Origin of the sequence: Pseudoalteromonas sp. XI10, assembly GCF_001469895.1 — a bacterium.
GTDB lineage: Bacteria > Pseudomonadota > Gammaproteobacteria > Enterobacterales > Alteromonadaceae > Pseudoalteromonas.
In genome coordinates this window covers 68,762-84,413 of record NZ_LOPY01000052.1, presented here as the reverse complement: position 1 = coordinate 84,413, position 15,652 = coordinate 68,762, and the positions used below count along the sequence as shown (strand labels likewise).

Sequence of the window (15,652 nt, the reverse complement as noted above, 5' to 3'; positions counted from 1 at the left end):
CACAAACTGCTGAACTATTCTCATTCTATCTGTGTATGAAAATAAGTGCTAGACCAGATAAGCCCGCAACCAGCAAGATGATGCCGCGAATGGCCTTTTCATTGAGGTTATTGTTGATCACAAACGACAAGCCCCAGCCAATTAAAATAGCGGGTAAGCAGAAAAAGAACAGCTTCACATCGGCCATATCGGCAGAGCCTGTCAGCATCAATACAATAATGCCAAACAAGTTTATAAATACAAAAAAGGCACTCAGGTTTGCTTTAATTTTGTCTTTATCTTCAGCTTGATAGAGTAGCCCCATTGGCGCGCCACCGGCTGACGTTGTGGTACCTAAAAAGCCCGACGACATTGACGCAAGTAAGCTTGTAATGGTGGAAATTTTTGGTTTCATACCTATGATAGACAATGCCACCACTACCAAAATACTCACTCCTAGCAAGAGTTGATACTGCTTCGCATTGACATACCACATCACCACAGCAGCAAGAATAACTCCTACTGCACCACCAATAATGGAAATGCCTGTTTGTTTCATGTCTATCGCACCGCGGTGTTTAATCATTAACACCGACGTTAAAAACAGCGCATTCAGAATCATTGGCCCAGGCACCAGCTCTGGCATAAGCCAGTAAAGCACAGGCACACATAGCATGCCTAGACCAAAGCCAATAACACTTTGCAGGCAAGCGCCAATAATCAGAATTAAATAAACAAGTACAAAGTCGGTCAAACTTTCTTACCACCTTCCTAAGTATGAGCTCTGTTGATTCTATAACCCATATTTTATTATTATAGTATCATTTGAATTATGTAAAAATTTTTATTGCAAGCTAGTTGTTTTGCGACTGTTTCGCAAAATTATGTCCAACCTGCATCCACTATCAATGATTGTGCTGTCATCATTCGGCTGTCATCAGCGGCCAAAAACAATGCCGCGTTTACCACATGGTCTGGTTGAATTGTTTCGTTAATACACTGACTTAAACGAACATCTTCAATCATTTCTGGGGTTAGCCAATGAGTAATTTGGCGCTCTGTCATCACCCAACCCGGAACCAGTGAATTCACACGAATATTGTCTTTACCATATGAAGCAGCCAATGAACGGGTTAAACCTTCAATCCCCGCTTTTGCTGTTGTGTAGGCTGGCATGCCTGTTTGCTTAATGCGCCAGCTTACCGACCCCATATTGATAATGCTACCACCGCCTAAACGCTGCATGTGTTCAACTACAGCTTGCGATGAGAAGAAACATGGACGTAAGTTAACAGCAAACTTATCTTCCCAATATTTCACATCCATATTTTCAGCGGCATGACGGGTGTCATCGGCTGCGTTATTAATTAGCACACCAATGTCACCCTGTTGCTGACGAGTTTGCTCAATGGCCGCTTTTAAGGCTTCTACATCACGTATATCGCAACGGATAAATTGTGGGTCAAACTCATATTTGCCAGCTAATTTCGCGCATAACGCATCGCTTTGCTCAGTTGCAATATCAACAAAGGTGACTTTTGCGCCCTGCTCGCAGAACCGCATTACCATTACTTCACCAATTCCCGATGCGCCGCCAGTTATAAACACACTCTTACCAGCAAGGCTTGGGTAAACAGTTTTTAGCTCGTTTGAATTTGGCATGATAACCTTTTGTTTTAAAGTAATTACAACGTCAAAAAGCGAAGTTATTGAGCCGCTTCTTTTTCGGCGATTTCTTTTTCAATAAACGCCATTGCTTCATCAATCATGTACGTCATCATATTTTTAGCACGCTCAGGGTCGCCGCTCGCAATCGCGTTATACACTTTAAAGTGCTCTTCAGCGATTGCCTTTTTATTGCCCTTAGCAGGTGTAGTATGCTGAATACTTACATGCAGAGCCGTGCTAATAAAATCACGTAATTGATAGAAAAAACGGTTACCACTGGCATGCAAAATGGCCGTATGGAAAGCAAGGTCTGGCTCATGCATTACGCCTTCTGGCTCTTCTGCTGCCGCTTGCATTTTATCAAGTGCCATTTTAATTTCTGCAATGGCTGCTTGGTCGCCTTTTCTTGCTGCAAGTGCTGCTGCTTGTGGCTCAATTGCCAAACGCACTTGTAGAAATTCTTTAAGTACGTAAAGTGATGGGCTGCTTTCTAACAACCATTTTAATACGCTTGTGTCGTATAAGTTCCAGTTCTCCGCCGACTCAACACGAATACCTTGTCGTGGACGAGAAGAAATCAGTCCTTTTGCAGCAAGCATTTTCACTGCTTCACGAACAGCTGTGCGGCTAATACCATACACTTCGCAAAGTTGTGCTTCGGTTGGTAGCCCCGTTTCAGAGTTATAATCTCCAACAATAATTGCTTTACCAAGCTCATTGGTAACTTGTTGTGATAGGTTTAAATTTTCTAAGCGCGCCATGTGTGTTCCTCAAAAGATCTGAGTAATATGATACATCTATAAAGCAATTCCGTCATCCTGGAAATAATTGATTAAAATCAATAACAAGTAAAAAACGGCCTAATACAAGTGTCTGTATTTTGAACAATACAGTCACCATTTCACCTACAGACTGTCACCTTATTTTAACAAATCTCTTTCACTTAGCTTATTTATAATATAATATTTTTATTCAACAACTAAAAAAGCAAAATTCTCTTTCAAAATTAGGTGGAACACACGATGGTCGAACTAAGTACCTTAGACTGGGCAGTGCTAGCAGGATTTTTTGTCCTGTTACTAGGCGTTGTCGTGATGTCTATGCGACAAAAAGAAGAAGACACCGCTGATTACTTTTTAGCGGGTCGTAATGCAAGTTGGTTAGTGATTGGTGCCTCTATTTTCGCATCGAACATTGGCTCGGAACATTTAGTGGGCCTTTCAGGTTCAGGTGCACAATCGGGTATGGCACTGGCTCACTGGGAAATGCAATCGTGGATCATTCTACTGCTCGGTTGGATTTTCGTGCCTTTCTATTGGAGTAGTAAAGTCTACACCATGCCTGAATTCTTAGAGCGCCGCTTTAACTCTAAATCACGTACCTTCTTATCTGTTATCTCATTGATTAGTTATGTATTAACCAAGGTTGCGGTAACGGTTTATGCTGGCGGCATCGCATTTAAAACAATCTTAGGTATCGAGAGCATTTGGGGTATCGATTTCTTCTGGATTTCAGCTATTGGCCTTGTCGTGATCACCGGTATTTATACGGTACTTGGCGGTATGAAAGCCATTATGTGGACCTCGGTGTTGCAGACCCCTGTACTCATTATTGGCTCCTTAGTCATATTAGTTGTTGGTCTAGATAAAGTAGGTGGCTGGGCAGAAGTTGAGCGTATCAACGATGCTAATATGCACCTTATTCGTAGTGCTTCAGATGCTGAGTTCCCATGGCCTGGCATTGTATTTGGTTCATTCATTATTGGTTTTTGGTATTGGTGTACCGACCAATACATCGTACAACGTGTTTTATCTGCAAAAGGCATTAAAGAAGCCCGTCGCGGTACCATGTTCGCCGGTTACTTAAAATTACTTCCTGTATTTATCTTCTTAGTACCAGGCATGATTGCATACGCATTGAATGTTAAAGGTATTATTAGCTATGAAAGTGCTGACCAAGCTTTCCCAACTTTAGTTGCTGAGCTATTACCAGCCGGCGTTAAGGGGATTGTAATTGGTGGTTTAGTAGCAGCTCTTATGAGCTCTTTAGCATCATTATTTAACTCATCAGCAACCTTATTTACCATTGATTTCTATAAGAAATTCAAACCAGAATCATCTGAGAAGCACCTTCTGAAAGTAGGCCGTATTGCCACTATCGTGATTGTTGTATTAGGTCTTCTGTGGATACCCGTCATGAGCTTAATTGCCGATGTGCTTTATGAATATCTGCAAAGTGTGCAGTCTCTTATTGCACCAGGTATTGCTGCGGTATTTTTACTAGGTTTATGTAGTAAACGCATCACTCCAACAGCGGGTTTTGTGGGCTTAGTATCAGGTTTTGTGCTTGGTATGATCCGCTTAGTATTACTGCCATTTAAAGATGATTTAACAGGTTCATCATTTGCGTGGATCACCACAATGAACTGGTTATATTATTGTATTCTGCTATTTGTCGTGGTCGTTGCGATTATGATTGTGGTGAGTATTTTCACCAAACAAGCAGACGAAGAACAATTGAAAGGTCTTACTTTCTCAAGCCTAGATAAAGCAACTATGAAAGAAGTGGCTGCCGGCTTAGATAAGTGGGATTACATTCATACCGCGGGTATTATTGGTATTACTGCCTTTATTTACTACCGCTTCTGGTAATCGTTCGTTCCCAAAGTTGTAGGGCGCCAATTGGCGCCCTTTTTTAATCAGCGAGTTCTGGTGAAAACACAGGAAAACCGTTTTTATCCCACGTAATAATGCGTGCTCGCGCATGGCGATTTGGGTCTGTAAGCGGTGTGCCTTTCAGCTCTTTATAGTCACGACTGTGATAAATCATTAAATCGGTTACACCATCTTCAGCTTTTACAAAACTGTTATGCCCAGGGCCAAAACGACCTAGCTCAGCATTGGTGGTGAACACCGGCTCAGCCTTTTTATGCCAACTAGCAGGATCAAGCAAATCAGCATTCACATCTGCCCAAAGCAAGCCCATCGCATATCGATGATCGGTGGCACTGGCTGAATAAGTGACAAATATTTTATCGCCATGGGTGATAACTGCAGCACCTTCGTTCACCTTGTAGCCTTGCACTTCCCAATCAAGGGTTGGCTCTGTAATAGCGATAATGGGTTCTTTAATTGATGTTGGTGAGTCCATTTCAGCTAACCATAAAGCTGAGTTATAAGTTGCAGGCTGGTTCTGCTGCGCCCAAATCATGTAACGTTTACCCTTGTGCGTAAAACTTGTGGCATCAAGCGAAAAACTATCAAGGTGGCTAGTTACTTGCCCCATTTCTTGCCACTCACCTTGCATCGGATTAGCACTGTCGTTTTTAAGTGCATACATGCGAATACTGAACGGCTTTTCGATATCACCTGCGGCGAAGTAGATATACCAACTGCCATCAATCTGATGCAGCTCAGGGGCCCAAATATTGACACTCATTGGGCCTTTATCGCGCTTTTGCCAAATAACCTTCGGCTCAGCTAATTTTAAGTCGTTTAAACGACAAGCTTGGCGTAGCTCAATTTCATCAAATTTCGGCGAACTACCTATAAACGTGTAACAGCCACTTTTATCATCGCGAACTAACCAAGGGTCAGCACGTTTGAGTACAATGGGGTTATCAATTGGCGCTAAAGTCTTGCTACTATTAGCATCAGCAAGGGCTGACAATGGCGAGGCACTTAACGCACTAAGAAGCGTTAGCCGAGATAATTTTTTGAGCATAATGTGTCCTGTATTTCGTCTCGATTTTATTGTTAATATTGTATTACATATTATATAGTAGCTGAATGAACACAAGAGTTAAAACAACAAAAGGTATTCAAGCATGAGACCCGTAAGTAAGGTGACATACGCAATGAAGTGGCTTTCAACAGGGCTACTTTTTTCTGCCGCAGCCGTATCTGCAAAGCAAGTTGAAGTACACGATCCGGTAATGACCAAAGAAGGCGACACGTACTATGTATTTAGCACAGGGCCAGGCATTACCTATTATGAATCGAAAGATTTAACCAACTGGAAACTCACAGGCCGCGTTTTTAAAGATGAGCCGAGTTGGGCAAAGCGTATTTCACCAAGCTTTGATGGCCACTTATGGGCACCTGATGTGTATGAGAAAAATGGTAAGTTTTACCTTTATTACTCAGTCTCTGCATTTGGCAAAAACACTTCGGCAATTGGTGTGACGGTTAATGAAACACTTGACCCATCATCACCTGACTACAAGTGGATTGACTATGGCATAGTGGTTGAATCAGTGCCTGAGCGCGACGATTGGAACGCTATCGACCCTGCGATTATCGAAGATGAGAATGGTACACCGTGGATGAGCTTTGGTTCGTTCTGGGGTGGTCTTAAACTAGTAAAACTTGATGATGACATGGTGCGCTTAGCAAAACCTGAAAAGTGGCATCACATTGCGAGTCGCCCAAACACAGAGCATGGCCCAATTGAAGCACCTTATATCTTTAAAAAGAACGGCTATTACTACCTATTTGTTTCGTTTGATAAATGCTGCCGTGGTGTAGAGAGTACTTACAACGTACGAGTGGGTCGCAGTAAAAACATCGAAGGCCCATACTTAGATCAACAAGGTCGCTCTATGGTTGATGGCGGTGGCAGTTTAGTTATTGAAGGTAATAAAGACTGGGCAGCTCTTGGTCATAATGCTGCGTACACCTTTGATGGTAAAGACTATTTAGTATTACACGCCTACGAAACAGCCGATAACGGCGTGCAAAAACTACGTATTTTACCTATGAGTTGGAAAAACGATTGGCCGGTTGTTAACCCAGCCGACCTGAATAAGCTTAAAACCAAGCTTAAGAAGTAATTATCCAACACACAAAAAAACCTGCAAAATTGCAGGTTTTTTATTTGCTTTAATGACCTCGTTTGAGGTTGAAAGTAGGTGTTATTAACTAAAATCAACCAAGGTAATATCAACGAGCATGGGGCTTTGGCAGCCTTGCTGATGCTTTTCTTCAATAAATGCGCTGTACACATCGCGCGCAAGATGCGCAGGTATTAGCACCTCAAAGCGACTGCCTTTATTCATTAATTGCAATGCTTCTTGCAAGCCTACTATCGCCTCTGCAATTTCGTACTCTACAGCAGCACCTTGCTTGCGAGTATCAAATAACACCCGACCATTTGTAAGGGTAACGCGTTGATGCACAGTCACTGTGGCATCCCAACTAGGTTTATCCCCCTGACCCTGCTCAATCACTCTATAACCGAGCCCTGTCGGCGTTTGGTAAAAACTGTGTTGCTCAGCGCTGTTATCTAAAAGCGACGGTAAAACATGCTCTTTAGCCGTCGCAAACACATTGTTGCTTAACATAGCCAACTCTTTATTGTGCGTTGATTAAACGAATACCATAGATACCACCGGCAACAGAATCTTTGTCGGCAGCAAAACGTAAGGTAAGCGTTTTCGACTTTTTCATTGCTTCTGTTAATGGGTAATCAATGGTGTAGAACTCATCCGTTGGTTTACCTACAGGCAAACTAACTGCAGCTAATTGCTCACCATTTAAATTAATTGAGAAATGACGATCTACATCGCCAATAAAATAGCGAACACGCAAAGCAACCGCTTTTTGTTCTGGGTTACTAAGCTGATACTCAAACCAACCTGTCGCATCGCGCCAGTGATGACCATTATTAACACCTGCACGGGTTCCCTCACCTTTAAAGTCGTGTTCGACTTCAGGTTGTTGCTCACCCGGCGTAATTTGGTCAACGGTTAATAAACGAAGCTGTTCTTTCGCTTGCTCAGCCGCTTTTGCATCGGCAACAAATTGCGTGAACTCTGCTTCGCTTTGCTGCGGCCAATACACTTGATAGCGACTATCGTGTAAGCGGAAGAATGGAATTAGCTCCGTGCTCTTAGTGTTATCGATACCTTGCTTGGCAATCGCCACATTTTTATCGGCGATAAATGCAAGCTCTTGGCCCGGTTTACGAGTAAGATCGGCAATAAATTTTTCTGGCTCACTCAGCATGATTGGTAGAGCCTCTGGCGGACAGGTCGGCCCTGCAGCGATGTGGCCCATGCGGCTATTATCGGCAACAAAGTTAAGCTGCTCATTTGCAAATGCTTGTACTTTGGTAGCCATTACAACAGGCCCATACATCACAGAGTAATAATGCTGGCCATCAGGTAGCTGCTCAGTATAAAGCTTAGGACTAAGCTCAAAGGCAAGCTTATCACCGCTTTGCCATGCATGGCTGATACTGTAATAACCGTCTTTTTCGGTTGCGCTTACAGCTTGTCCATTTAAAGTAAAGCTCAGCTCACCTTGCTGCCAAGACGGTTTACGAATATGAATTACCGACTCAGTGCTTTGCCCTTCAGACAAACGATTCACGGTCAGTGAAACCTTGTTATCATCTGGAAATTGGCTGTCTTGCGTGATCTGTAAACCCTGCTGTTGCCAATTTAACGTACTTGGAATAAACAAGTTCACCCATAGCTCTTTACCGGTATTGCTATAAATCAGCTCACCATATTTGCTGTGATTCTCAATACCTGAGCCTACGCAACACCACATTGAATCTTGCACTGACGAATACATGCGGTAATGCCCCGGGCGCATTGAGGTAAAGTAAACAAGACCACCATGCTCTGGGTGTTGTGACGATAAAATATGGTTATATGTGGCGCGCTCATAATAGTCTAAATAACGCGTATCACCGGTTTTTAAGAATAATAACTTACTAAGTTTCATCATGTTGTAAGTGTTGCAGGTTTCTGGACCTTCAACATCTTCAACCATTGGCGTGAAGTCACTTTTATCATGAAAATGCTCACGTACCGAGTTACCGCCAATTGATACTGAGCGCTCTTGGCTGACTGTCTTCCAGAAAAAGTCAGCACCTTGCTGCCATGCTTTATCATCGCTGGCATTTGCTACTTTCAACATGCCAATAATTTTTGGAATTTGCGTATTGGCATGCAGGCCAGTTAATTTATCTTCTTTGTGTAATAAGGGTTCAATAATGATGTTATGAGAGAACTGACGCGCTAGTTTTAAGTAACGCTCATCGTCACTAATAAAGTACATATCAGCAAACACATCATTTAAGCCACCATGCTCTGAATACAGCATTTGTTGAACTTGTTCATCAGTTAGCTTAGCTGTGGTCGCTAAGAACCATTCGCCTAACTTAAATAACATTTGTTTGGCTTTATCACTGCCAGCAACGTCGTATGCATCACGCAAGCCATGGAAGATTTTATCAATGTTATAAAGCGGCACCCAGCGGTCATTTAAGCTGAATAAATCGGCTTTGATTTCACCTTTTTCAATCTGCTGCCACATTTCATCGCCATTTGGGATACCGCCTAGGTAACCACCTGTGGCTTGTTGGGCGCGCTCCAGCTCACTCAGCATATAATCTAAACGCTGCTTTAATTCTTCGTCACCTGTGGCTGCCCACGCAAGGCTTAAGGCAGAAAGATAATGACCGCCAATATGGCCATCAAGGCCAGTGCTTTCCCAGTTGCCATAGTTAGGCGCTTTTGGCTCAAGGCCGGCTTCACGCAGATAAGGAGCAAGCAGCTGATCAGGATGAAGAGCTAATAAATAACGCACATTAGTTTGCTGCGCATGTAAAAACGGGCTGGCGCTTAAACTTACTTGATTTAGGGCAAATAAATGTTGTTCGCTGGTATGTTCAGCATGCTCGACAGCAGCTTGTTTAGTGTCTGTTGGCTGCTCACTGCAACCGGTCACAGTTAAAATTGCAGCGCAAACGCTTGCTAAATAGCTAACCTTGAATGTGTTCATACTGTTGTCTCCCAGCGAATTGTTATTTTAAAGAGCAAAGCGCACACACTTATTTAGTGTGTGCGTTTAAAGGGTGGTTATTTTGGTAGGCGCTTATGAATAACCATATCCGTATAGTACTCATCGGTAATTTTGTATTTTTTCAAAATCAGACCTAGTAAGGCGTGGAAAACACCCGGAATAATAGTTAGCATCAGCGCTAGGCCCATTAGTGTAAATTCGGTTTGCTCAACGTTAGGCTTGTACTCAAAAAATGCCAGTAATAAACCACCTGCTAAGCCCGCTAAACCGCCCCCGGCTTTTTGGCAGAATGAAATACCACCAAATGATAGGCCCGATGCACGAACGCCATCTTTAATTTCACCGTAATCAACAGCTTCAGCAATGGCAGACCAGAATACTGGTGCATGTAAATCAACCACAAATGACAAGATGATATAAAGCACAAACGCCGTCATCACATCGCCAGGTTGCACCACAAAGTACATTAGTAATGAAATAAATAGCACGGCAATTTGTGATTGACGGAATAGCTTCATTTTACAGTAACGCTGGGTGATCCACGTACTTGCCACCATTGATACAATAGATGCTGCAATACCTGCACTGGTAAAGGCACCTGCTAAATCTGGTACACCTAAGTAATAGGTTGCGTAATACATAGCAACACTGCCACGAATTGCATAGCCAAGCGTACCAAGCACACATGCTGCACACAGTAGTAACCATTGGTCGTTTTTAATAAGTACTTTTAATTGCGTAAGTACGCCTTCGGTTTGTGGCTCATGGGTAATACGTTCGCGAGTAGTAAAGAAGCAAAACAAAAATAGTGCTACGGCACATGCCGATACCAATGCCATTGCCAGTTTATAACCATACGACAAGCTGCCATCTCCCCAATATGTGGCAAGTAGCGGCACTGAAAATACGATCACTACATTAGCAATCTTAGCGAAGAACATACGGTAACCATTGGCTGACAAACGCTCTTTAGGATCGGCAGTTAATACACCAATGTAAGAGATGTAAGGTATAGCAACACCGGTAAACATCAAGGTCGCAAACAAGTACGTTGCATAAGCCCAAGCTAACTTCATGTTGTAGTCGAAATCAGGCGTGGTAAATAACAGTACGACCGATAAACCATAAGGCACAGATAAAAATAAGAACCAGTGACGGAATTGACCCCAGCGTGTTTTCACTTTGTCGGTGATCACCCCCATTAATGGATCGGTAAAGGCATCAACAAAACGCGCCACTAAGAACAACACACCCATATCAACTGGATCAAGTCCGTAGATATCGGTGTAAAAGAAAGACATAAAATAGAATAACGCTGCAACCATGACATTTACTGCCATGTCGCCGGCACCAAAGCCGACTTTTTCTACAACGGATAACTTTTGAGATTCCATACAACAACACCCTAATTGGTCAATAATGAGCCGCCGCTCACTATTTCAAGCAATGCTAAAAAGCTTTTAACATTGCGTATCAAATAAATTTTTAGCCCTAGATATTACACAGCTTGGCCATTGCGTTCGTTATTTTTGTAAATTTAATGCTAATCTAATTAATAGTATTATCATACTTATTAAATCGCAACTCTTTTCGACCGATGGTTTGGTTTATAAAAACCAATAAAAAACCCCAGCAAAGCCGGGGTTTTTAGGTCTATAAAAGAAATTTAGAAAGAATAACGTGCGCCTAGTGCGAATGTACGTGAGTAGATACCGTTACCAAAGTTAAATAGGTTGTCGTTACCTTCACCGTAGTAGCTCTGATATACGTCATCTAGGATGTTCGTTGCATCAAAGGTTACAACAAAGTCATCATTCACATTGTAGCTAAATTGGAAGTCTAAGCTTTGCTCAGGACGATTCCAAAACTGAATAGGGTTAGCAAAGATTGCCGCTTCATTACCTGTGTAGAACTCAGAACGCCATACATATGATAAACGCATATCGAATGAATCACGCTCGTAGATACCGACGATGCTGTAAGATTCATCAGAAACACCTGTCATTTGCGAATCTACATAACCAGAAATTTCACCTAGCTCATTGAATTCTGGTGTATCTTGTTCTGAATCAAGCATCGTGTAGCTTGCTTGCACACCAAAGCCGTTTAAGTACTCTGGTAGGTTTTCAGGGAAGTAAACTAAACCAACTTCTAAACCAGATAGTTCACCGTTTGAAGCATTCACTGGTGCACTTAATACGTATGGACGTGTTACGCCATCATCGCCTTCGCGCACAACTTGCTTACGACCTGCAACAACTAAGCCTTCGATTTCACGGTAAAAGTAAGCCGCGTAAAGTGAGCTTGTATCTGCGAAGTACCATTCAAGTGATACGTCGTAGTTCTTTGACTCTGTTGGTTTAAGCTCTGGGTTACCACCATTACCTGTACCGTATGTAGCACCTTCAGTTAATGGATCGTACCAGTATTGCAGCGCGTTCAAGTCAGCAAAGTTAGGCATACGTAATGTTTCTGTGTACGCAACACGACCCACTACATCATCAGTGATGTTCCAGTTAAGTACTAAGCTTGGTAGTAATGCGCTGCTATCTGCACTTGCTGAGCTTTCTTCAAATACATTTGAGTTCATACCGCCAGATTCAGCAACGAAGTCCATATCTTGCTCGTAGCTTACATAACGTAAACCAAACTCACCGCTTATATCATCCGTTAAGAAGAAGTTAGTTGTGGCATATAACGCGTATGAATTTTCTTCGATATCAAATGTTTTATATACGTCTTCAGCTTCAATACCATATACGCTACGAACAGCATCGCCGTTATCTAGCATGTAACCACCGTCAGCAGTTACAAAGCTGTCGAATACGTCAGCACGGCCATCGAAATAATCATCAACTTGGAACACAATACCAGAACCATCACCTGCTGCACCCGCTGCTGCTAGCTGCTCAATTAAGCTAGCTACAGACGTGTTGGCAATACCAGTATCTTGACCACGCGTGTACTCTTGCGCAGTACGTTTTTCGTAACGGCCACCGAATTTCACTTTATCAAAATAAGTACCACCAATTAGGTATTCAGCATCAAATGTGAATGTTAGTGCATCGCCGGCATTACCACCGCCATTGTCATAAATAGTACCTGCATTCCAGTTTTCGATAGCAGCCATATCAGCTTCGTTTACCGCTGTGTTTGGATCATCCCAAAACGCGATGCCTGGTACACCGTCTTTATCATTAAAATCAACGTCAAGACCCGTCGCTACACGATCAAAACGCATTGCGAAGAAATCTGTTTCGTACTCACTGTCTTGGTAAACAACCTCAGTGTTGATAGTTAGGTAATCGCTTGCTAGCCACTCGGCACCTAGCGCATATAAGTAGCTATCTGTTTTACCATATGAAAAGTCACCACTTTGGAAACCACCAGCGCCAATCGCTTGCTTTTCTTTAACCACATTAGTGCCATCAAACACAGTTGGTGTTTCAATGAAGCCGTTACCATTTTCAAACGTATTTGAGAACCACATCGCATTTTGCGATTCGTTTTCGTAACCTGTGTAGAAACCTTCAGCTGTGATTTCTAGGGTTTCATCTGGTGCCCACTGTAAAGATACAGACGCAGCAGGACGCTTACGAAGACCAGTATATGAAGTACCAAAAATAGCATCACGTGCAAGTAGGTATTCTGTTGGCTCGCCATTAACATCTAGAGTCGAACCTGACGCTGTCGGTAGACCTAACTCAGTACCTTGAGTCCAAAATTCATTTGGAACTCGTGAATACGGTGAGTAGTTGTACTGTGGTTTATCAGTAAAGAATGGGAATGCAGCACCCGCTGTGATGGTGTCATCGCGGTAATGTGTTTCAGCGTATGAAATATTAACTAATGCACCAAACTCACCAGCGCCGTCGATTTCCCAACGGTTAGAAAGTAACGCACTGATATTTGGATCAACTTCATCTGGTTGATCTGAGTAAATCGCACGTGCTGCTAAAACAACTTTTTCACCTTCGAAGTTGAAAGGACGGTGAGTTTTAATATCAATCGCACCTGCGATACCACGTTCGATTTGATCCGCCGAACGAGTTTTATAAACGGTTACGCCTGAAAGTAAACTTGCAGGAATGTCTTGCAGCGCCACATCACGACCCGCACCTGTAAAGATAGCGCGACCATTAACTGTGGTATTAACATCAGTAAGACCACGGATTGAAACCGCGCTTACTTCACCAGCACCACGGCCAGTTGTTTGTACACCCGTTACACGTTGTAATGCTTCAACTACGTTGTTATCAGGGAATTTACCAATATCTTCAGCAACAATTGCATCCACGATTTGAACGCTTGCACGTTTTTCATCTAACGCTTTGTTTAAACTGCCGCGAATACCTGATACTTGAATAACTTCCATCTCATCGACGTTATTCTCAGGAGTGTTTGGTGCTTCCTCCTGTGCAAAAGCAAATTGACAGGTAAATGCCATAACTACAGCACTGGCTATGTGTGTTCTTTTAAACATAAGCGGTGTTCTCCAAATTATAGTTATATCGGTCCGCTGAACTTTCCCCATTCAGTTACCGAAGAGTGACCACTGCATTGTGCATCGTGTGTTGTCAAAACGGTGCGCGAGTGTGTCTATATTTTTATGTTAATACATTGCTGCCTGAACTTTAATCATATTGTATGATTATTTAACAGTCAACTCAAAAAGCCAAATTAAAATAACTGCCATTATGTTTACAAAAAACGTTGCAATTATAACATGTTACAAACTCAAAGCATGCTGCGTTTTTATTTTGGGAATTTATTAAGACCCATTATTATCAGCTACTTAGCGGTTATTCGTTTGCTTGTTTTAATTTGTCTTTCACTCATCCAGAGCAACAAAAAAGGCTAACAAGTTATTTACCCAGCGTATTTTGATGCTACTATGATTAAAATACAATAATACAATATAGAGTTATTTTTTGCTGCACTTTTACTGGTTTGTTTCGATGTAAACAATCAGTTACTCAGTATAATCAGGCATACACTGTGTATTATCTGGTCACTTAGAGCGAGCTCGGAGTAGAAAAAAGCTGCAGTTCAAACAACAATTATTAGTTACTAAGGACACTCATGAAGAAATTGAAAGCGTTAGCGCTACCATTACTTTTTTCGAGCAGCTTAGCTGTTGCACAAAACCCATTATTTACCGATGTATTTACTGCAGACCCTGCTGCACTTGTTCACAATGACACCGTATACCTTTATACAGGCCATGATGAAGCACCTAATAATGACGTGTTTTTTGAAATGCATGACTGGTTAGCCTTTTCATCAACAGATATGGTGAACTGGAAAAAACACGGCCCAATCATGAAAGCAACAGACTTTAAATGGGCTAAAGGTGAAGCATGGGCTTCACACATGATTGAGCGTGATGGCACTTTCTACTTCTTTACAACTGTTCGCCACGATGACACAAAGCCAGGCTTTGCAATTGGTGTTGCAACTTCTAAATCACCAACAGGTCCATTTAAAGATGCAATTGGTCACGCACTGGTTACCGATGATATGACCAAGCATACGCCAAATGATTGGGACGACATCGACCCTGCTATTTATACCGAAGAAAACGGCGATACTTACATGTTTTTTGGTAACTTAATGCCAAAATACGTAAAGCTAAGCGACGATTTACTCTCTCTTGATGGTGAAATTAAAACGCTAGACTTACCAAACTTTACCGAAGCGTTATGGGTTCATAAGAAAAACGACAACTACTATGTATCTTACGCATGTGAGTTCCCTGAGAAGATCTGTTATGCCATGAGCAAAAGTATTCATGGGCCATGGGAATATAAAGGTATCTTGAATGAGATCGCAGGTAACAGCGAAACCAACCACCAATCAATCATCGAATACAAAGGTAAAGACTACTTTATTTACCATACTGGTGCCGTACCACCAATTGATGGCAAACCAAGTGGCGGGCGTTTTCGCCGTTCAGTGGCGATTGAGCCGCTTTATTACAACGAAGATGGCACACTTAAACGTATTATCATGACCACTGAAGGTCTAAGTAAACAAGACAAGTAATCTCAAAAAGGGCTCTTTAAGAGCCCTTTTTAGTGTTCAAATGTAATACAAATAAACAAATTTACCGGAAAATCCTCACTTGCAGATAAGCAAAAAACTTCCCTAATAGAGCAAAAACAGCGAAAAAAGCGCCCAAATTGGCAACT

General features: G+C 42.2%; 11 protein-coding genes. 3 read left to right on the top strand and 8 right to left on the bottom strand.

From position 1 onward, the window contains the following. Window positions 1-25: 25 nt before the first annotated feature. From AUR67_RS16150 to AUR67_RS16140, 3 genes are all read right to left on the bottom strand, one after another. Window positions 26-733 (bottom strand): sulfite exporter TauE/SafE family protein, encoded by a 708-nt coding sequence (locus tag AUR67_RS16150; protein ID WP_055020595.1) that lies wholly within the window; start codon window positions 731-733, stop codon window positions 26-28. A gap of 128 nt (window positions 734-861) precedes the next feature. Further along, complete coding sequence (locus tag AUR67_RS16145; RefSeq protein WP_058586039.1) at window positions 862-1,641, bottom strand: SDR family NAD(P)-dependent oxidoreductase; 780 nt, start codon at window positions 1,639-1,641, stop codon at window positions 862-864. 44 nt (window positions 1,642-1,685) lie between these two features. Continuing rightward, complete coding sequence (locus tag AUR67_RS16140) at window positions 1,686-2,408, bottom strand: FadR/GntR family transcriptional regulator (RefSeq protein WP_058586038.1); 723 nt, start codon at window positions 2,406-2,408, stop codon at window positions 1,686-1,688. Window positions 2,409-2,669: 261 nt separating this feature from the next. On the opposite strand from AUR67_RS16140, the gene AUR67_RS16135 reads away from it, so the two are divergent. Beyond that, on the top strand, window positions 2,670-4,298 hold the full coding sequence (locus tag AUR67_RS16135) for a sodium:solute symporter (protein WP_055020596.1): 1,629 nt from the start codon (window positions 2,670-2,672) through the stop codon (window positions 4,296-4,298). Window positions 4,299-4,341: 43 nt separating this feature from the next. On the opposite strand, the gene AUR67_RS16130 is transcribed toward AUR67_RS16135, so the two are convergent. Beyond that, window positions 4,342-5,370: a family 43 glycosylhydrolase gene (locus AUR67_RS16130; protein WP_058586037.1), complete on the bottom strand. Its 1,029-nt coding sequence runs from the start codon at window positions 5,368-5,370 to the stop codon at window positions 4,342-4,344. A 133-nt stretch (window positions 5,371-5,503) separates the two neighbouring features. Here AUR67_RS16130 and AUR67_RS16125 point away from each other — a divergent pair, with 133 nt between their 5' ends. Further along, window positions 5,504-6,478 (top strand): arabinan endo-1,5-alpha-L-arabinosidase, encoded by a 975-nt coding sequence (locus AUR67_RS16125; RefSeq protein ID WP_058586036.1) that lies wholly within the window; start codon window positions 5,504-5,506, stop codon window positions 6,476-6,478. 84 nt (window positions 6,479-6,562) lie between these two features. Here the strand turns inward: AUR67_RS16125 and AUR67_RS16120 are convergent, their stop codons facing one another. The 4 genes from AUR67_RS16120 to AUR67_RS16105 all read right to left on the bottom strand — a co-directional run bounded on the left by AUR67_RS16120 (window position 6,563) and on the right by AUR67_RS16105 (window position 13,944). Further along, window positions 6,563-6,988, bottom strand: a complete 426-nt coding sequence (locus tag AUR67_RS16120) for an FKBP-type peptidyl-prolyl cis-trans isomerase (protein ID WP_054562982.1) — start codon at window positions 6,986-6,988, stop codon at window positions 6,563-6,565. A 10-nt stretch (window positions 6,989-6,998) separates the two neighbouring features. After that, on the bottom strand, window positions 6,999-9,440 hold the full coding sequence (locus AUR67_RS16115) for a glycoside hydrolase family 127 protein (protein ID WP_058586035.1): 2,442 nt from the start codon (window positions 9,438-9,440) through the stop codon (window positions 6,999-7,001). A 77-nt stretch (window positions 9,441-9,517) separates the two neighbouring features. Beyond that, on the bottom strand, window positions 9,518-10,855 hold the full coding sequence (locus AUR67_RS16110) for an MFS transporter (RefSeq protein ID WP_058586034.1): 1,338 nt from the start codon (window positions 10,853-10,855) through the stop codon (window positions 9,518-9,520). Between the two features lie 272 nt (window positions 10,856-11,127). Further along, window positions 11,128-13,944, bottom strand: coding sequence for a TonB-dependent receptor (locus AUR67_RS16105; protein WP_058586033.1), 2,817 nt, complete (start codon window positions 13,942-13,944; stop codon window positions 11,128-11,130). A 599-nt stretch (window positions 13,945-14,543) separates the two neighbouring features. On the opposite strand from AUR67_RS16105, the gene AUR67_RS16100 reads away from it, so the two are divergent. Beyond that, window positions 14,544-15,506, top strand: a complete 963-nt coding sequence (locus AUR67_RS16100) for a glycoside hydrolase family 43 protein (protein WP_058586032.1) — start codon at window positions 14,544-14,546, stop codon at window positions 15,504-15,506. The last annotated feature ends 146 nt before the right edge of the window (window positions 15,507-15,652 follow it).

Coding starts and splice junctions, on each gene's coding strand:
- AUR67_RS16145 (WP_058586039.1), bottom strand. CDS start 1,641: ATGCCAAATTCAAACGAGCTAAAAACTGTTTACCCAAGCCTTGCTGGT.
- AUR67_RS16140 (WP_058586038.1), bottom strand. CDS start 2,408: ATGGCGCGCTTAGAAAATTTAAACCTATCACAACAAGTTACCAATGAG.
- AUR67_RS16135 (WP_055020596.1), top strand. CDS start 2,670: ATGGTCGAACTAAGTACCTTAGACTGGGCAGTGCTAGCAGGATTTTTT.
- AUR67_RS16130 (WP_058586037.1), bottom strand. CDS start 5,370: ATGCTCAAAAAATTATCTCGGCTAACGCTTCTTAGTGCGTTAAGTGCC.
- AUR67_RS16125 (WP_058586036.1), top strand. CDS start 5,504: ATGAAGTGGCTTTCAACAGGGCTACTTTTTTCTGCCGCAGCCGTATCT.
- AUR67_RS16120 (WP_054562982.1), bottom strand. CDS start 6,988: ATGTTAAGCAACAATGTGTTTGCGACGGCTAAAGAGCATGTTTTACCG.
- AUR67_RS16115 (WP_058586035.1), bottom strand. CDS start 9,440: ATGAACACATTCAAGGTTAGCTATTTAGCAAGCGTTTGCGCTGCAATT.
- AUR67_RS16110 (WP_058586034.1), bottom strand. CDS start 10,855: ATGGAATCTCAAAAGTTATCCGTTGTAGAAAAAGTCGGCTTTGGTGCC.
- AUR67_RS16105 (WP_058586033.1), bottom strand. CDS start 13,944: ATGTTTAAAAGAACACACATAGCCAGTGCTGTAGTTATGGCATTTACC.
- AUR67_RS16100 (WP_058586032.1), top strand. CDS start 14,544: ATGAAGAAATTGAAAGCGTTAGCGCTACCATTACTTTTTTCGAGCAGC.